The 17,255-nt window shown below is 66.1% G+C and carries 13 protein-coding genes; 10 read left to right on the plus strand and 3 right to left on the minus strand.

From position 1 onward, the window contains the following. Nucleotides 1-25 precede the first annotated feature (25 nt). The 10 genes from VGR99_RS12595 to VGR99_RS12640 all read left to right on the plus strand — a co-directional run bounded on the left by VGR99_RS12595 (nucleotide 26) and on the right by VGR99_RS12640 (nucleotide 14,051). Nucleotides 26-1,447, plus strand: coding sequence for a UbiD family decarboxylase (locus tag VGR99_RS12595; RefSeq protein ID WP_326898686.1), 1,422 nt, complete (start codon nucleotides 26-28; stop codon nucleotides 1,445-1,447). A 124-nt stretch (nucleotides 1,448-1,571) separates the two neighbouring features. Then, entirely contained in the window at nucleotides 1,572-2,411 is an 840-nt protein-coding gene (locus VGR99_RS12600; protein ID WP_326898687.1) for a helix-turn-helix transcriptional regulator, read from the plus strand. A gap of 143 nt (nucleotides 2,412-2,554) precedes the next feature. Continuing rightward, on the plus strand, nucleotides 2,555-5,557 hold the full coding sequence (locus VGR99_RS12605; RefSeq protein WP_326898688.1) for a xanthine dehydrogenase family protein molybdopterin-binding subunit: 3,003 nt from the start codon (nucleotides 2,555-2,557) through the stop codon (nucleotides 5,555-5,557). Further along, nucleotides 5,554-6,369, plus strand: coding sequence for an FAD binding domain-containing protein (locus VGR99_RS12610; RefSeq protein ID WP_326898689.1), 816 nt, complete (start codon nucleotides 5,554-5,556; stop codon nucleotides 6,367-6,369). Before VGR99_RS12605 ends, VGR99_RS12610 begins: the two co-directional genes overlap by 4 nt. Next, nucleotides 6,366-6,884 (plus strand): (2Fe-2S)-binding protein, encoded by a 519-nt coding sequence (locus tag VGR99_RS12615; protein WP_326898690.1) that lies wholly within the window; start codon nucleotides 6,366-6,368, stop codon nucleotides 6,882-6,884. The genes VGR99_RS12610 and VGR99_RS12615 overlap by 4 nt, the downstream gene beginning before the upstream one ends. Then, a complete protein-coding gene (locus VGR99_RS12620) occupies nucleotides 6,877-8,421 on the plus strand; it encodes an AMP-binding protein (protein ID WP_326898691.1) in 1,545 nt (514 codons plus the stop codon). The genes VGR99_RS12615 and VGR99_RS12620 overlap by 8 nt, the downstream gene beginning before the upstream one ends. A 30-nt stretch (nucleotides 8,422-8,451) precedes the next feature. Beyond that, on the plus strand, nucleotides 8,452-9,258 hold the full coding sequence (locus VGR99_RS12625; RefSeq protein WP_326898692.1) for an enoyl-CoA hydratase/isomerase family protein: 807 nt from the start codon (nucleotides 8,452-8,454) through the stop codon (nucleotides 9,256-9,258). A gap of 76 nt (nucleotides 9,259-9,334) precedes the next feature. Continuing rightward, nucleotides 9,335-10,666 (plus strand): MFS transporter, encoded by a 1,332-nt coding sequence (locus tag VGR99_RS12630; RefSeq protein WP_326898693.1) that lies wholly within the window; start codon nucleotides 9,335-9,337, stop codon nucleotides 10,664-10,666. 164 nt (nucleotides 10,667-10,830) lie between these two features. Further along, nucleotides 10,831-12,528, plus strand: coding sequence for a GMC family oxidoreductase (locus VGR99_RS12635; RefSeq protein WP_326898694.1), 1,698 nt, complete (start codon nucleotides 10,831-10,833; stop codon nucleotides 12,526-12,528). 89 nt (nucleotides 12,529-12,617) lie between these two features. After that, nucleotides 12,618-14,051 (plus strand): NAD-dependent succinate-semialdehyde dehydrogenase, encoded by a 1,434-nt coding sequence (locus VGR99_RS12640; RefSeq protein ID WP_326898695.1) that lies wholly within the window; start codon nucleotides 12,618-12,620, stop codon nucleotides 14,049-14,051. A 203-nt stretch (nucleotides 14,052-14,254) separates the two neighbouring features. Here VGR99_RS12640 and VGR99_RS12645 read toward each other — a convergent pair whose 3' ends face one another. The 3 genes from VGR99_RS12645 to VGR99_RS12655 form a co-directional block, all read right to left on the minus strand. Then, nucleotides 14,255-15,091 (minus strand): transporter substrate-binding domain-containing protein, encoded by an 837-nt coding sequence (locus VGR99_RS12645; RefSeq protein ID WP_326898696.1) that lies wholly within the window; start codon nucleotides 15,089-15,091, stop codon nucleotides 14,255-14,257. 66 nt (nucleotides 15,092-15,157) lie between these two features. Beyond that, nucleotides 15,158-15,646 carry a MaoC family dehydratase gene (locus VGR99_RS12650; protein WP_326898697.1) on the minus strand — a complete coding sequence of 163 codons (489 nt, stop codon included), beginning with the start codon at nucleotides 15,644-15,646 and terminating at the stop codon, nucleotides 15,158-15,160. Between the two features lie 9 nt (nucleotides 15,647-15,655). Further along, entirely contained in the window at nucleotides 15,656-17,239 is a 1,584-nt protein-coding gene (locus tag VGR99_RS12655; RefSeq protein ID WP_326898698.1) for an acyl CoA:acetate/3-ketoacid CoA transferase, read from the minus strand. Nucleotides 17,240-17,255 lie beyond the last annotated feature (16 nt).

Here is a 17,255-nt window from a genome sequence, read left to right on the forward strand (position 1 = left end):
CTGAAGACCAAGGAAAGCCCGTTACATGCAAATGGAAACTCCGGCCCGAACAGCTGCGAAGGCGCAAGCCGATCTGCGCGGCTGGCTCGCTTACCTCGCCGAGCGCGGCAAACTCGCGATCGCCCGCGAAGGCATTGGCTTGGCTGATGAGCTCGCCGCCGTCGCCAAGCGGCTGGAGCGCGACAGCGCGGTGCTGTTTCCGCGCCCCGACGGGCACGCGATTCCCGTCGTCGCCAATCTCTTCGCCGGGCGCGACTGGGTCGCCGATTCCATCGGCGTCACCGAGGACCAGTTGCTGCCGCGCTTCCTCGCCGCCGCGAGCCATCCGCTGCCGACCCATGAGGTCGCGAGCGGGCCGGTGCAGGAGGTCGTGCACCAAGACGTCGATCTGCTGCGTCAGCTTCCGGTGCCCAAGCATAATGAGCGCGACAGCGGTCCCTATATCACGGCCGGCCTGTTGATCGCCCGCAATCCCAAGACCGGTGTTCAGAACGTCTCGATCCACCGCTGCCAGATTTCCAGCAAGAACCGCATCGGCGTGCTGCTGCTGCCGCGCCACACCTTCTCCTATTATCGCCTCGCCGAAGAGCTGGGCCAGGCGCTGGAGATCGCGATCGTGATCGGCGCGCATCCGGCGTTGATGCTGGCCTCGCAGGCGATCGCTGCGCTCGACGAGGACGAGATGGCGATTGCCGGTGCGCTGCTCGGCGCGCCCGTCGATGTCGTGAAGTGTCGCACCAATTCGGTCCGCGTGCCCGCTCATGCGGAGATCGTGATCGAGGGGCGCATCCTGCAGGGCGTGCGCGAGCCTGAGGGACCGTTCGGCGAGTTCCCTCAATATTACGGTCCGCGCGCCAATCGCGAGGTGATCGAGGTCAATGCGATCACGCATCGCAAGGCGCCGATCTTCCACACCATCGTCGGCGGCGGCTTCGAGCATCTGATCCTCGGCGGCGTGCCGCGCGAGGCGACGCTGCTGCAACACCTGCGCCGCAGCTTTCCCAACGTGCTCGACGTCCGCCTGACGCGCGGCGGCACCTGCCGCTATCACCTCGCGATCAAGATCGACAAGGCTAATGACGGCGAGCCCAAGAACATCATGATGTGTGCCTTCGGCGCGCATTACGACATCAAGCAGGTGGTCGTGGTGGACAAGGACGTCGACATCTCTTCGTCCGAGGAGATCGAGTGGGCGGTGGCGACGCGCTTCCAGGCCGATCGCGACCTGATGGTCGTCTCAGGCGCGCTCGGCTCGAAACTCGATCCGACCACCGACAACGGCATCAGCGCCAAGATGGGCCTCGATGCGACCGCGCCGGTCAGCGCGCCCGAGCTTGCCTTCAAGCGCATCCGCGTCAAAGGCGAGGAGGACGTCGATCTCGCCACTGCGTTGCAGGCCGACCCGAGCGCCGCGGTCGCGCGCCTTCTCGCGGAGGCGCGTGCATGAGCCGATTACCGCCTCCAGGCAACTTGCGTCGGTTTGCGTCGTTGGAATATGAAGCGGGTGCCGGCTATAGTGCCGCGCCAACAAAGCAACCGTTTTGCAGCGCAATGCTGGGAGGAAGGAACTGATGTCGACGGCCCTGCGCATCGCTCATGGCGCTTTCGGCAGGGTCGCTCTGCTCGACATGGACCGTTCGCTGGTCCGCCACGCCCACCATCACTGCCACGTCCTGCTCAAGGTTGAGGGCGCCGACACGCAGTTCATGGTCGGTGACCAGGTCACGCCGCTGACCGACACCGCCGCCGTGCTGGTCGACGGCTGGAAGCCGCATGCCTATGTGCATGATGTCAACCGTCCGCGCACGCTCATCATGGCGCTCTATATCGAGCCGGAATGGTTGAAGGAGTTCCGCCCTGGTTGGGCCGCGAGCGGCGCGCCGGGCTTTTTCGAGCGTCCCTCGGGCGAGGTGTCGCCGCGCATTCGTCAGCTCACGCTGCATCTGGCGGCTGAAATGATGGCGAATCCCGATGCGGTGCGGACCCATGAGCAAACGCTGTCGGACCTCATGATCGCGGTGATCGAGCGGTTCACGCCCTGGCGCAGCTTCCCGACCTCGATCCGCGGCATGAGCGCGGTGAGTTGCGACTGGCGCATCCGCCGCGCGATGGATGCGATGCGCGTGCATGACTCCTACGCCAATGTCGATCAGTTCGTGAAGGGTGCAGGGCTCTCGCGCGCGCAGTTCTTCCGCCTGTTCGAGACCTCGCTCGGCGTCTCGCCAAAGATCTATCTCAACGTCGTCCGCATGGAGCGCGCGCTCGAGGCTGTGATGCGCGAGGACACGCCGCTCGGCGAGCTCAGCGAGCGCTTTGGTTTTCCGGAGCCGGCGCATTTCACGCGCTTCTTCCGCGATCACGCCGGCGTCAGCCCGCGCGAGTTTCGCAACGTCTCGCGTCTTGCGGGTTGATTCCTGCAAGCTGATATTGCGCTGCACGCTCTCGAATGAGACGATTTGGTAAGTCGTGAGAGCGGGCGGTATGGCTCCCGCACACCCAATCCTGACAAACGTCATCGTCGCGTCAAAGAGCGCGTCGGGAGGTATGCCGGGATATGCTGCAGGCGGTCAAATCCGCAAATCCGGGAAGTGGCGATGAGCCGTGGGTCGGACGTTCGATCGAGCGCGTCGAGGACGCCGCGCTGCTCAGCGGTCGCGGCCGCTTCATCGACGATCTCGGCGTCCAGCCCGGCACGCTGCACGCAACCATCCTGCGCTCGCCGCACGCGCATGCCGATATTCTCTCCATCGATGTTGACGCTGCCAAGCGCCTGCCGGGCGTAGCAGCAGTTCTGACCGGCAGCGACATCAAGGCCGTCACCACGAGCCTCGTCGTCGGCGTGAAGGCGCCGGTCGAGTGCTGGCCGATCGCGATGGATCGCGTGCGCTATGTCGGTGAGCCCGTGGCCGTGGTCGTCGCCACCGATCGCGCGCGGGCCGAGGATGCGGCCGAGCTCATCAATGTCGAATATCGCCCGCGTGGCGCCGTCGTCGATCCACTGGGTGCGATCGCGCCCGGCGCGCCGGTGCTGCATGACGGCTTCCCCAGCAATCTCGCCAGCGACCGCGCGTTCCGCTACGGCGATCCCGAGAAGGCCTTTGCGGATGCGCCGCATCGCTTCTCCATCGACATCAGATATCCCCGCAACTCCTGCACCCCGATCGAGACCTATGGCGTCGTCGCCTCGCACGATGCCGGCGAGGACGCCTATGAGGTGCTCGCCAATTTCCAGGGCCCGTTCAGCATCCACACCGTGATTGCGCGTGCGCTGAAAGTGCCGGGCAACCGGCTGCGGCTGCGCACGCCGCCGGATTCCGGCGGCAGCTTTGGCGTCAAGCAGGGCGTGTTTCCCTACATTGTGCTGATCGCCGCGGCCGCGCGCGTCACGGGGCGGCCGGTCAAGTGGATCGAGGACCGGCTCGAGCATCTCACCGCATCGGTCTCGGCGACCAATCGCGCGACGACGCTCTCGGCGGCGGTCGCGGCTGACGGAAAAATTCTCGCGCTGGACTGGGACCAGGTCGAGGATTGCGGCGCGCATCTGCGCGCGCCTGAACCGGCGACGCTCTATCGCATGCACGGCAACCTGACCGGCGCCTACGACATCCACAACGTCAAGATCCGCAACCGTGTCGTCGTCACCAACAAGACGCCGACCGGGCTCAATCGCGGCTTTGGCGGCCCACAGGTCTATTTCGCGCTGGAGCGATTGGTTCAGCGGATTGCGATCGGCCTCAAGCTCGATCCGCTCGATGTCATCAAGCGCAACCTGATCGATGCCGGTGCGTTTCCCTATCGCACCGCGACCGGCGCGTTGCTCGATTCCGGCAACTACCAGGAAGCCGTCGCGCGCGCAGTGGAGCAGGGCAGGCTCGCGGAGCTGAAGGCGAAGCGCGACGAGGCACGGGCGCAGGGGCGTCTCTACGGCATTGGCTTCACCGCGGTGGTCGAGCCCAGCGTCTCCAACATGGGTTACATCACGACCGTGCTGACGGCGGCCGAGCGCCGCAAGGCTGGTCCCAAGAACGGCGCGCAGGCAACGGCCACCGTCGGACTCGATCCGGTCGGCAGCGTGACCGTTCATGTCGCCTCGGTGCCGCAAGGGCAGGGCCATCGCACCGTGCTGTCGCAGGTCGTCGCCGACGTCTTTGGCCTTCAGCCGAAGGACATCCGTGTCAACACCGAGATTGACACCGCCAAGGATGCCTGGTCGATCGCTTCAGGGAATTACGCCAGCCGCTTTGCGGCGGCGGTGGCGGGCACCGCGAAGATCGCGGCCGAGCGCGTCGCCGGCCGGCTTGCGCGCATCGCTGCCAGCCAGCTCAACGTCGAAGCCTCCGACATCGTCTTCGCAAAAGGCTTCGTCGCCTCGAAGCACAATCCGGAAAACCGGATCGCATTCTCGCGCGTCGCCGCGCTCAGCCATTGGTCGCCGGGCTCGCTGCCTGACGATGCCGGCCAGACCATCCGCGAGACCGTGTTCTGGACCCCGCCGGAGCTGACGCCGCCCGACGAGGACGATCGCATCAACTCCTCGCTTTGCCACGGCTTCATCTTCGACTTCTGCGGCGTCGAGATCGATCCTGTTACGCTGGAGACGCGGATCGACCGCTACGTCACCATGCACGATTGCGGCACCATCCTGCATCCCGGCATGGTCAACGGCCAGATCCGCGGCGGCTTTACCCAGGCGCTCGGCGCGGCGCTCTACGAGGAATATGCCTATGCCGAGGACGGCAGCTTTCTGACGGGAACGCTTGCCGACTACCTGCTGCCGACCACCACCGAGGTGCCGGAGCCCGAGATCTTCCACATGGAGACGCCGTCGCCGTTCACGCCGCTCGGCGCGAAAGGCGTGGGCGAGGGCAATTGCATGTCGACGCCGGTGTGCCTCGCCAATGCGGTCGCCGATGCGCTCGGTGTTGCCGATATCACCTTGCCATTGGTGCCAGCGCGGCTTGCCGAACTCGTACGTGGCGCCGAACCGCCGCCGCCCGCGGGCGGCGCGACCGCCGCACCCATGCGCGAAGGCGACCGCCGACTGCGAGGCGAAGGACAGGCCTTGGTGAAGGGCGCGCCCGAGCAGGTCTGGGCGATGCTGCTCGATCCCGCCACGCTGCAATCCGTCATTCCCGGCTGCCAGCGCGTCGACAAGATCACCGACACGCATTTCCGCGCCGACGTCACGCTCGGCATCGGCCCCGTGTCCGGACGCTACCGCGCCGATGTCGAGCTGTTCGATCTCGATCCGCCGCGCGCCGTCACTTTGCGCGGCGGCGCGACCGGCGCGCTCGGCTTCGGCAACGCGGAAGGACGCATCACGCTCGCGCCCGATGGCAACGGCGGCACCAAGCTGACCTACAGCTATGACGCCGCCATCGGCGGCAAGGTCGCCAGCATTGGTGGCCGTCTGCTCGACGGCGCAACGCGGGTGATCATCGGCCAGTTCTTCACCGCGCTCGCACGAAAGGCCGGCGGCGGTAGCGCCGAGGGCGGCGGCTTCTCGCTGTTCGCGCTCTTGGCGAAAGTCGCCAGCCTGTTCGGGGGGCGTCGATGAAGCCGCCCGCATTCGATTATCTCCGCGCCGGGAGCGTCGGCGATGTCCTCGAAGGACTGGCGCAGCAGGGCGGCGATGCCCGCGTGCTCGCCGGCGGCCAATCGCTGATGGCGATGCTCAACATGCGTCTCGCCAAGCCAAAGCTGCTGATCGACATCATGCGGATCAGAGAGCTTCGCAAGATCGAGCGCAAAGGCGATGCCGTCGTGATCGGCGCCGGTGTGCGCCAGGCCGACCTGCTCGCATGGCCTGATCTCGCCGAGGCGCTGCCGCTGGTCGCGCTGGCGTTGCCCTGGGTCGGGCACATGCAGACGCGCAGCCGCGGCACCATCTGCGGCTCGCTCGCACATGCCGATCCCAGCGCCGAGATGCCGCTGGCGCTGGTCGCGCTCGGTGGGGAGGTGTTGTTGCGCAGCGCCAAGCGGCGCCGCCGGGTCGCCGCAAAAGACTTCTTCGCCGGCATGATGCTGACGGCGCGTGCCGATGACGAACTGATCGAAGGAATCTCGCTGCCTGTTGTGAAGGGATCGCGCGTCGCCTTTCGCGAGGTCGCGCGCCGGCATGGCGATTTCGCCATCGTGGCCTGCGCCGCGATGAAGACGCCAACGGGTGTGCGTCTCGCTGTCGGTGGCGTCGCCGACGTTCCGACTGCGCGCGACTGGCCTCGCCTGGAGGGCAACGCGCTCGACGATGCGCTCAACGCCTTCGCCTACGAGCTCGGCGCCCGCGACGACGTCCATGCTACCGCGCGCTACCGCCGCGACCTCGTGCGCATGATTGGTCGCGACCTGATCGGCGAGGTGCTGCAATGACCCGTCTCAAGGCCGATCACCGCCATCCCGTCCGCTTCTCGCTCAACGGCAAGGCTGTCGAGGGCGAAGCCGAGCCGCGCATGCTGCTGTCCGATTTCCTGCGGCACCAGCTTGGTGCGACCGGTACGCATGTCGGCTGCGAGCACGGCGTTTGCGGTGCCTGCACCATCGTCGTCGATGGCATGCTGACGCGGTCCTGCCTCACGCTCGCCGCGCAGGTCGATGGCTGCGAGCTCAAAACGGTCGAAGGGCTCGCGCCCTCGGCCGACCGGCTCGGCGTGCTGCAGCAGGCGTTCCGCCGCAACCACGCGCTCCAGTGTGGCTTCTGCACCGCCGGCATCCTGATGTCGCTCGACCACTATCTCGCGAAGAATCCGGCGCCGACCGAGGCGGAGATCCGCGATCTCCTCAGCGGGCATATCTGCCGCTGCACCGGCTACACCCCGATCATCCAGGCGGCACTCGAAGCCGCCGCCCAGCTCGCTTCATCCAAAAAAGAGACGTCAGATGCTTGATCTCGCCAGCAGCTTCATGGCCAGCGCCGCGCGCGATCCCAACGCCATCGCATTGGTCGACGGCGATCTCCGCCTGACCTACCGGCAATGGTACGACAAGATTTCCTCCCTCGTGGCGTCGTTCGACCGGCTTGGCCTCAAGCCCGGCGATCACGTCGTCACGCTGCTGCAGAACCGCTGGGAAGCGGCGACGCTGCACTGGGCCTGCCAGTTCGCCGGCCTCGTGATCACGCCGATCAACTGGCGCGCCAAGGCCGACGAGCTCGATTACTGCATCGAGAACGCCGAAGCCTGTGCCGTGTTCTACCAGGACATCTCCGCCGAGGCCGTGCAGGGATCGGCGCTCTCGCGCAAGCTGCTGCGCGTCTCCGTCGATCCCGGAACGGGTGAGGCGACGAGCTTCGCCGGTCTGATCAAGGACGCTGCGCTCGACGCCGAGCCGCGCGTCGGCGCTGACTCCTGGTCGATCATGCTCTACACCTCGGGCACGACCTCGCGGCCGAAGGGTGTGCCACGCAGGCATCGGGCCGAACGCGCCGCGGCGATCGCCCATGTCGCGCAAAATCTCTACGGCCGCGGCGAACGCACGCTCGGCGTAATGCCACTCTACCACACCATGGGCGTCCGCTCGCTGCTGGCGATGTCGCTGATCGGTGGTACCTTCATCTGCCTGCCGCGCTATGACAGCCGCCAGGCGCTGGCGCTGATCGAGCAAGAGAAGATCACCAATCTCTATCTGGTGCCGACGCTCTATCACGACCTCGTCCATCACGATGCCTTCGCCAAAACCGACGTCTCCAGCGTGCGCAAGCTCGGTTTCGCCGGTGCATCGATGACCGACGGCCTGCTGAAGAAGCTGAACGAGGCGTTCAAGCCCGACCTGTTCGTCAACCATTACGGCAGCTCGGAGATCTACACCTTCACGATCGACCAGAACGCCGCGGCAAAACCGGGCTCCGCGGGCAAGGCCGGGCTGAACCAGCACGTCAAGGTCGTGCGCATCGCCGCGAAGTCGGTCGCGGAGCTTGCTGCGGTCGGCGAGGAGGGCGAGATCATCGCCACGCTCGCCGGTGATGAGGCCTTTGAGGGCTACTGGCGCCGCCCCGAGGCGGACGCGAAATCGCTGCGCGAGGGCTGGTACTTTACCGGCGATACCGGCTTCGTCGATCCCGACGGCGATCTGTTCGTCACCGGCCGTGTCGACGACATGATCATCACCGGCGGCGAGAACGTCTCGCCGGTCGAGATCGAGAGCTGCCTGTCGCTGCATCCGGCCGTCGACGAGGTCGCGGTGGTCGGCGTGGCCGACGAGAAGTGGGGCAAGATCGTCGCCGCCTTCGTCAAGCGCAACCGCGCGGTCTCCGAGGTTGAGCTGGAGCAGTTCTGCCGCACCACGGGCCTTGCCAATTTCAAGCGGCCGCGCCGCTACGTCTTCGTCGACGCGATTCCAAAGTCGCCGGTCGGCAAGCTGCTGCGGCGACTGCTCGTCGCCGGAGAATACGAGGCCGAGCGCCTGCCGCCATCGGACGCGGCCTGATCATCACCCCATCAACAGAAGGAAGAAACCATGCCGTCACCCTATACATTTGCCGATCCTCGGCTCGCCAAGCTCGACGGGTTCAATGTCGAGATCGACGAGGCGCATGAGCGCGCCGACATCATCCTGGGCCGTCCGCCCTACAACGTCGTGGCGATGCCGCAGCGCGACCAGCTCCGCCTGACCTTCGAGACGCTGGACGAGGATCCGCGCGTCCGCGTCATCGTGGTGCGCGGCGAGGGCGAGCATTTCTCCAGCGGCGGCAATATCGGCGGCTTCATGGAAGCGAGCCCGGAGCACGTCTCCAAGCTCGCCTGGAACATCGCCGCGCCCGCACGCTGCGCCAAGCCCGTGATCGTTGCGAACCGCGGCTATTGCTTCGGCGTCGGTTTCGAGCTGTCGCTGGCCTGCGACTTCCGCATCGCCTCGGAGACCACGCAATACGCGCTGCCGGAGCAGAAGCTCGGCCAGATCCCGGGCTCGGGCGGCTCGGCCCGCCTGCAGAAGATGGTTGGCATCACCCGCACCAAGGACATCGTGATGCGCTCCAAGCGCATCTCGGCCAAGCAGGCCTATGACTGGGGCATCGCGACCGAGTGCGTGCCGGATGCCGAGCTGGAGAAGGCGACCGACAAGCTCGTCGACGAGCTCCGCACCTTCTCGCCGCTGGCCCAGCGCACCGCCAAGAAGCTGCTCAACGACACCGAGGATTCGACGCTCGCCATCGCGATCGAGCTGGAAGGCCATTGCTACAGCCGCCTGCGCCAGTCGGAAGACTTCAAGGAAGGCGTCGAGGCCTTCAATGCCAAGCGCCCGCCGAAATTTATCGGCCGCTGAGACGAGACTGAACGAACTGCCGCGGTTCGCAAGGACGCGAGCCGCGGCGCTACTCAAACGGGGGAGGTAAAACAACATGGCTGAGATGGATATGCCGGTCGCGGGTGCGCAAGCATCGGCCGATAACAAGCAGATGGTCAACGCGATCATCGCATCGGTGCTCGGATGGGCGCTGGATCTGTTCGATTTGTTCATTCTGCTCTACGTGGCGCCGGTCGTCGGCGCGCTGTTCTTTCCGTCGAGCAATGCGGCGCTGTCGCTCGCCGCGGTCTACGGCTCGTTCGCCGTGACGCTCTTGATGCGGCCGCTGGGATCGGCGGTGTTCGGACATTTCGCCGACGTGCACGGCCGCAAGCAGGCCATGCTGATCGCCATCATCGGCGTCGGAATCAGCACGGCGGCGTTCGGCCTGCTGCCGACCATCGCGCAGGTCGGTGTGGTTGCTCCGATCATCTTCCTTGTGCTGCGCCTGGTGCAGGGCATTTTCGTGGGCGGCGTCGTGGCGTCGACGCACACGATCGGCACGGAATCGGTGCCAGCGCAATGGCGCGGCGCGATGTCGGGCCTGGTCGGCGGCGGCGGTGCTGGCATTGGCGCGCTGCTCGCGTCCTTCATCTTCCTGATCACGTCTTCGGTGTTTCCCGGCGATGCGTTCGCGGTGTGGGGCTGGCGCTTCATGTTCTTCTCGGGGCTGCTGAGCTCGCTGCTCGGCTGGTTCATCTTCCGTAATCTCGAGGAATCCCCGTACTTCAAGGAGCTCAAGCGCCAGCAGGGCAACAAGCAGGCGAAGGTCTCGAAGGCGCCGGTCAAGGACGTGTTCTCCGGCGAGTATCGCGGCGTGCTGCTGGTCAATTTGCTCATCACCTTCGGTGGCGGCGCCGGCTACTACCTGACCTCGGGCTATCTGCCGAGCTTCCTGAAGGTCATCAACGCGGTCCCGAACCAGACCTCGTCGCTGATCCTGATGGGGGCGAGCGTGTCGGCGTTCTTCTCGGCCGTGGCGGTTGGCGCGCTGAGCGACGTCATCGGCCGCAAGAAGACGTTCCTCATCATCGGCGTTCTGGCCGCGGTGCTGCTGCCGCTGTGCTATCTCCATCTGGCCGGCGCCAAGGATACGACACAGATTACGCTTCTAGCGCTCGCGATCGCCTTCATCGGCAATGCCGGTTACGCGCCGGTGCTGATCTTCCTGAACGAACGGTTCCCGACCGCGCTGCGCGCGAGCGGCACGGGCCTGTCCTGGAACATTGGCTTTGCGCTGGGCGGCATGATGCCGACCTTCGTCTCGCTGGTGAGCGGCAGCCCCGCGGAGATTCCGATGTCGCTGGCCTACTTCGCGGTCGGCGTGTTCGTGATCTATCTGATCGGTGCGATCGTGATCCCCGAGACCAAGGGCAACTTCCGCTAAAGCATGATCCGGAAAAGTGCGCAGCGGTTTTCCGAAAAGATCATGCTCAAACAACAACCTAAAGCGCGATGACGATTCATCCAAATCTCATCGCGCTTTAGGCTCAATCGGCGCGGCTGCATCTGCGGCCGCGCCGATCCATCGAATTGCGCGACGAGACGGGAATGGATGAGCTGCATTTCGACGATGTGATCGTCGGCGGCGGGTCGGCGGGCTGCGTGCTCGCCAATCGGCTTTCTGCGGATGGGAGCCGCCGCGTGCTTCTCATCGAGGCCGGGATGGACACCCCGCCGGACGCGACGCCGCCGGAAATCCTCGACAGCTATCCGATGACGCTGTTCTTCGGCGACAAATACATCTGGCCGGGACTATCGGCCACGGCCGGCTGCAATGCCGAGGGCAGGCCGGTCGTCCGCGCCTATGAGCAGGGCCGGGTGATGGGCGGCGGCTCCAGCATCAACGTGCAATCGGCCAATCGTGGCCTGCCGCGTGACTATGATGAGTGGCGCGATCTCGGCGCGCGCGGCTGGGGCTGGACGGATGTGCTGCCTTACTTCCTCAAGCTCGAGACCGATCTCGATTTCGACGGCCCGCTGCACGGCAGAAGCGGTCCGATCCCGATCCGCCGCATCGCGCGCGAGGCGATGCCGCCATTCGGCAAGGCAGTGGGCGAAGCGTTGTCTGCAACCGGCCTGCTGTTCCGCAAGGACCAGAACGCCGAGTTCGAGGACGGCATTTTTCCGCCGGCCTTCTCCAACCGCAACGACCGGCGCGTCTCGACCGCCGCCGGCTATCTCGACGCGGCGACGCGGGCGCGGCCGAACCTCACCATCTGGGCCGACAGTGAGGTCGAGCAGGTCAAGCTCGAGGGCCGCCGTGCGACGGGCGTCGTGGTCTCGCGTGGCGGGCAGAAGGTCGCGGTTGGTGCCGGCCGCGTGATCCTCACCGCGGGCGCGCTGCAATCGCCGGCGATCCTGATGCGGGCGGGCATCGGCCCGGGCGCGGCGCTGCAGGCGCTCGGCATTCCCGTGGCCATTGATCTGCCCGGCGTCGGCAGCAATCTGCACGATCATCCCGCGCTGACCTTCTGCCAATATTTGCCGCGCGGCTTGCGGCTGCCGCTGGCCCGGCGGCGCCCGAACTTTGCGGCGATGCGTTTCTCGTCGGAGCATCCGGGTTGCGATGCCTCGGACATGTACATCACGGCCTCGGCCCGTGGCGGCTGGCACGCCCTGGGCACGCGGCTCGGGCTCTATTTTCTCTGGTGCAACCGGCCGCATTCGCGCGGCTCGCTGACGCTGACGAGCCGCGACCCCAGATCCTATCCGGTCGTCGATTTCAACCTGCTGTCCGATCCGCGCGATCTCGAACGGATGGTCGCGGCCGTTCGGCTGCTCGCGAGGCTTGTCGTCCATTCCGCGCTCAACCCGGAGGCGGGCGATTTCTTCCCAGCCTCCTATTCCCCGCGCATCAAGCGGCTGAGCCGGTATGGCACGGCCAACCGCATCGTCGCCTCGATCCTCGGGCCGATGCTCGACGTGCCAGCGGGCCTGCGGCAGCTCCTGATCCGTCTCGTGCTGCTCAATGGCACCGCGTTCCAGGCGACGCTGGCGGACGACCGCGCCCTGGAGGCCTTCGTGCGGCAGAGTGTGTTCGGCGTTTGGCACCCCGTGGGCACCTGCCGCATGGGCGATCCCGCCGATGCCATGGCCGTGGTCGATCCCGAGGGCAGGGTGATCGGCAGCGACAACATTTTCGTGGCGGACGCCTCGATCATGCCGCGGCTGCCGACGGCCAATACCAACATCCCCGTGATCATGGCCGCCGAGAAGATCAGCGATGCGCTGCTGCGGCATCATTGATCCCTTTCCGCCGGGCCCCTTTCGGTGTAGCTCTGCGCCCACTTATTAGGCGGCTGATCGCCGCTGAAATCATGCAGGAGACACCAGGGATGTACCCGAAAGTTCAAATGTTCATCGCCGGCGAGTGGACCGACGGCACGTCCGGCAAGTCGGAGGACATCCTCAATCCCGCCACCGGCCAGCCGATCGGCAAGACCCCGCACGCCTCGAAGGCCGATCTCGACCGCGCGCTGGAGGCTTCCAAAGCCGGCTTCGAGGTCTGGCGCAAGACCTCGCCGTTCGACCGCTACAAGCTGATGCGCAAGGCCGCGGACATCATCCGCTCGCGCGCCGCCGAGATCGCGCCCGTGATGACCATGGAGCAGGGCAAGCCGGTCGTGGAGGCCCAGGGCGAGACCATGCTCGCCGGCGACCTCATCGACTGGTTCTCCGAGGAAGCCCGCCGCGCCTATGGCCGCATCGTGCCGCCGCGGATGGGCAACGTCTCCCAGCTCGTGACCAAGGAGCCGGTCGGCCCGGTCGCGGCGTTCACGCCCTGGAATTTCCCGATCAACCAGGCGGTGCGCAAGATCTCGGCCGCGCTTGCCGCCGGCTGCTCGATCATCGTCAAGGGTCCGGAAGAGACGCCCGCAAGCTGCATGGAGCTGGTGCGCGCCTATGCCGACGCCGGCATTCCGCCCGGCGTCGTCCAGCTCGTGTTCGGCGTGCCGTCGGAAGTGTCGGAATATCTCATTCCGCATCCGATCATCCGCAAGATCAGCTTCACCGGCTCGACCGCGGTCGGCAAGCATCTGGCCGCGCTCGCCGGCCTGCACATGAAGCGCGTCACCATGGAGCTCGGCGGTCATGCGCCGGCGATCGTGTTCGCGGATGCCGATCTCGACAACGCCGCGAAGATCCTCTCGGCCAACAAGTTCCGCAACGCCGGCCAGGTCTGCGTCTCGCCGACGCGCTTCCTGGTGCATGAAAGCGTCTACCAGCCCTTCGTCGACAAGTTCGTCGCGGCCGCCAAGAGCCTCAAGGTCGGCAACGGCCTGGACAAGGACACCCGCATGGGGCCGCTGGCGAACCCGCGCCGCGTCGACGCCATGGAAGGTCTCGTCTCCGACGCGGTCCAGCGCGGCGCCAAGGTGCAGGCCGGCGGCAAGCGCATCGGCAATGAGGGCTTCTTCTTTGAGCCGACCGTCATCACCGACGTGCCGCGCGATGCCCGCATCATGAACGAGGAGCCGTTCGGCCCGCTGGCGCCGATCACGTCCTTCCGCAGCTATGACGAAGTGGTCGCCGAGGCGAACCGTCTGCCGTATGGCCTCGCGGCCTATGCTTACACCACCTCGACCAAGACGATGCAGGCGATCGGCTCCGACATCGAGAGCGGGATGGTCTCGATCAACCACCACGGCCTTGCGCTGCCGGAAGTGCCGTTCGGCGGCATCAAGGATTCCGGCTACGGCTCGGAAGGTGGTCTCGAGGCGATCGAGGGGTACCTGAACACGAAGTTCGTGACGCAGGCGAGCTCGTAAGAAAAGGTGCGTGGGGTGGGTTGCGTTTGCGTTACGCTAACCCACCCTGCAACGCCGCTGACTATGCGAGAGCGGCGATCGTAGCCCCGATGAGCGAAGCGACATCCGGGAGCGCTCTCGCCGTTGTCCCGGGTATCGCTTCGCTCACCCGGGCTACAAGAGCTTTCGGGATCTGAAAGCTTCGAACGAGAGCCCTCAAACCCTCAATTCGTCGGCCCATCCCCGCGGATGGCGAACGTCGTCGCCTTCAGCTTGGTCATGCCGAACTTGTCGAACAGCTTGTCGTAGGTGCCGTCGGCGCGGATCGCGGTGAGGGCATCGGCAGCGGCCTGAGCCAGCAGCTTGTCGCGGAAGGCGAAGGTGATGTCGGTGCCGGCGATGTCGCGGACCCAGATTTTTGCGATGCCCTTCTGCTCCAGCGCGTTCGCGGTTTCGTTGATGTTGAGGGCGGCTTCGAGCTGACCGGCGCGCAGCGCTGCCGACGTCGCGGTCACCGTCGCGAAGGTGCGCAGCTCGACCGGCTTGAGGCCCTTGGCCTCCATCGCGGTGCTGAACTCGCGCGCCTTGCGCTCGGTGTAGGTCGCCGATTCCACGCCGACGACGCGGCCGGCGAGATCCTCGAACTTTTCGAGCTTCAGGCTGGAGGAGGGATCGGTGTAGATGCTGATCGCCTGCTGCGCGTAGGGCACGAGATAGAGCATCTTCGAGCGCTCCTCGGTCCAGAACAGGCCGGTGTTGATGGCGTCGAAGCGGCCGGAGCGCAGCGCCGGGATCATCGGCGGGAAGTCCATGCGCAGGAACACCGCCTCGACGCAGATGCGCTTGGCGATCTCGCGGGCTAGCTCGACATTGAGCCCCTGCAGCTCACCCTTGTCGTCGACGAATTGCTGGGGCGGCAGCGTCGGGTTGATCGACATCTGCCATTTCGGCGCCTCGATCAGGCTCGATGCCGGCACTTTCGGCGTGCAGGTCTGCGCGCCGGCCGCCTGCGTCAGGCCGACCAGAACGGCGAAGGCGGAGAAGGTTTTTGGAAATCGCATCAAGGTACTCCTGTCAAATCGTGGGTGGCAGTTGAGCCGTCTCCGGTCCGACGTCTATTTCTTGACCTAAGTGGCAGCCGTCGCGTCGCGCACGGCCTGCCGGGTGAGGATCAGCGAGATGTGGCGCGCGGCGGTCACGACCTCGTCGCGCTGGTTGAGCAGGTCGAGCGTCTCGACGACGATGCCGCGCTCGGGGTTCTTGGTCGGCCGCTTCTCGACGAAGCGGAAGCGGACGCGCAAGGCGTCGCCGGCGACGATCGGGCCCTTGAATTTCACCTCGTCCCAGCCGAGAGAGGCGACCGAGGTCTCCTCATAGAGCTTCAGCTCCGACTTCAGCCCCTCCATCAGCGACAGGCCGAACAGCCCGTGGCCGATCACCGCGGGAAAGCCGCGTGACTTCGCGTAGCCTGAATCGACATGCAGCGGATGATGGTCGCGCGTGACGTCGGCGAAGGTCGCGATGTCGGCTTCCGTCACGGTGTGCACGGCCGTCTCGAATTCCGCGCCGAGCGCGATGTCCTCGTAACGGAGATTGATCGGGGCGCTCGTGTCCATGATGATCCCTCAGGCGACCTTGCGCGGCCGCGCCGGCAGCGCCTTGAAGCTCTGTGCAATCCCCATCGGCCCGGAGCGGAAGATGCGCGGGTCCATGTCTTTCAGCTGCGGGCTGATGCGCGGCCGGAAGCCCATATGGGCGAGGATGTCTTCCTCGAGCCGCACGCCCGGCGCGATCTCGGTCAAGGTCACGCTGCCGTTCTCCAGCTCGAACACGGCGCGCTCGGTGACGTAGCTGACGTGCTGGCCGCGCTGCGCGGCAAGCGAGGCGCTGAAGCTGATCTGGCCGACTTGCGGCACGAATTTGCGGAAGGCGCCGTCGCGCCGGATCGCGAGCCGGCCGTTCTCGACGCCGATGTCGAACTTGCCGCCGGTCATGGTGCCGCTGAAGATCAGCCGCTTGGCGTTCTGGGTGATGTCGATGAAGCCGCCCGAGCCGTCGCGGCGATCGCCGAAACGGGTGACGTTGACATTGCCGGTCTCGTCCACCTCCGCGAAGGAGAGGAAGGCGCAGGACAAGCCGCCGCCGTCGTAGAAGTCGAACTGATAGGCCTGGTCGAGAATGACGCGCGGATTGATGGCGGTGCCGAACTCGCGGGCGTGACCGGGCACGCCGCCGACGACACCGGATTCCACCGTCAGCGTGATCAGGTCGGAGATGCCTTCCTCGGCCGCGACATTGGGGATCATCGCGGAGATGCCGACGCCGAGATTGACGACGTCGCGCGGGCGCAGCTCGAAGGCGGCGCGGCGGGCGATCACCCGCCGCTCGGTGAGCGGATCGGGCGTGATCATCGCGACCGGCACGCGCGTTTCGCCGCAGCGCGCCGGATCGTAGACCGTGCCGTAGGTCTGCATCTGGTCCGGCTCGAGCACGACATGGTCGATCAGGAAGCCGGGGATCTTCACCATCTGCGGATGGATCGAGCCGCGCTTGACGATGCGCTTGACCTGGCAGATCACGGTGCCGCCGGCATTGTGCACGGCCTGCGCGATCGAGAGATCCTCGCGTGTCGTGCCCTCATGCTCCATGCTGACATAGCCGTCCTCGTCGGCCGAGGTGCCGCGGATGAGCGCGACATCGGGCGGGGCGGGGACGCGGTACAGCAGGTACGACTGGCCGTGCAGCTCGAGCAGATCGACCAGCGGCGCGGTGGTGCGCTTGTTCATGCGGCCGCCGTCCTGGCGCGGATCCATGTAGGTGTTGAGGCCGACATGGGTGAGCACACCCGGATGCTTCGCCGCCATGGCGCGGCAGAGCTGGCTCATCACGCCTTGCGGGAAGTTATAGGCGTCGATCAGCTCGTCGCGGACGAGGCGCATGAACGGCACCTGAAGCCCGAAATTGCCGCCGATCACGCGCGCGATCAGGCCTTCGTGGGCGAGATGGCAGATGCCCTTCTCGGTCACGGCGCCGACGCCGGTGATGTTGATCAGTGTCAGATTGTGCGGGCCCTGGCCACTGACGAAGCGCCGCTCCAGCGCGTCGAGGATGGATTCGGCAACGCCGGTGCCGCCATTGCCGCCGACGATCATCGTGTCGGTGTCGCGGATGAGGCCGGCGGCCTGCTCAGCCGTGATGATGCTCAGCATGAGTGCGCGTCCCGCA

Source organism: Bradyrhizobium sp. (assembly GCF_035935975.1).
Taxonomy (GTDB): Bacteria; Pseudomonadota; Alphaproteobacteria; order Rhizobiales; family Xanthobacteraceae; genus Bradyrhizobium.

Bases quoted from the DNA above. Each gene is read 5' to 3' on its own strand.
- VGR99_RS12600 (WP_326898687.1), top strand. From the start codon at position 1,572: ATGTCGACGGCCCTGCGCATCGCTCATGGCGCTTTCGGCAGGGTCGCT.
- VGR99_RS12595 (WP_326898686.1), top strand. From the start codon at position 26: ATGCAAATGGAAACTCCGGCCCGAACAGCTGCGAAGGCGCAAGCCGAT.
- VGR99_RS12640 (WP_326898695.1), top strand. From the start codon at position 12,618: ATGTACCCGAAAGTTCAAATGTTCATCGCCGGCGAGTGGACCGACGGC.
- VGR99_RS12650 (WP_326898697.1), bottom strand. From the start codon at position 15,646: ATGGACACGAGCGCCCCGATCAATCTCCGTTACGAGGACATCGCGCTC.
- VGR99_RS12605 (WP_326898688.1), top strand. From the start codon at position 2,555: ATGCTGCAGGCGGTCAAATCCGCAAATCCGGGAAGTGGCGATGAGCCG.
- VGR99_RS12655 (WP_326898698.1), bottom strand. From the start codon at position 17,239: ATGCTGAGCATCATCACGGCTGAGCAGGCCGCCGGCCTCATCCGCGAC.
- VGR99_RS12610 (WP_326898689.1), top strand. From the start codon at position 5,554: ATGAAGCCGCCCGCATTCGATTATCTCCGCGCCGGGAGCGTCGGCGAT.
- VGR99_RS12625 (WP_326898692.1), top strand. From the start codon at position 8,452: ATGCCGTCACCCTATACATTTGCCGATCCTCGGCTCGCCAAGCTCGAC.
- VGR99_RS12615 (WP_326898690.1), top strand. From the start codon at position 6,366: ATGACCCGTCTCAAGGCCGATCACCGCCATCCCGTCCGCTTCTCGCTC.
- VGR99_RS12620 (WP_326898691.1), top strand. From the start codon at position 6,877: ATGCTTGATCTCGCCAGCAGCTTCATGGCCAGCGCCGCGCGCGATCCC.
- VGR99_RS12645 (WP_326898696.1), bottom strand. From the start codon at position 15,091: ATGCGATTTCCAAAAACCTTCTCCGCCTTCGCCGTTCTGGTCGGCCTG.
- VGR99_RS12630 (WP_326898693.1), top strand. From the start codon at position 9,335: ATGGCTGAGATGGATATGCCGGTCGCGGGTGCGCAAGCATCGGCCGAT.
- VGR99_RS12635 (WP_326898694.1), top strand. From the start codon at position 10,831: ATGGATGAGCTGCATTTCGACGATGTGATCGTCGGCGGCGGGTCGGCG.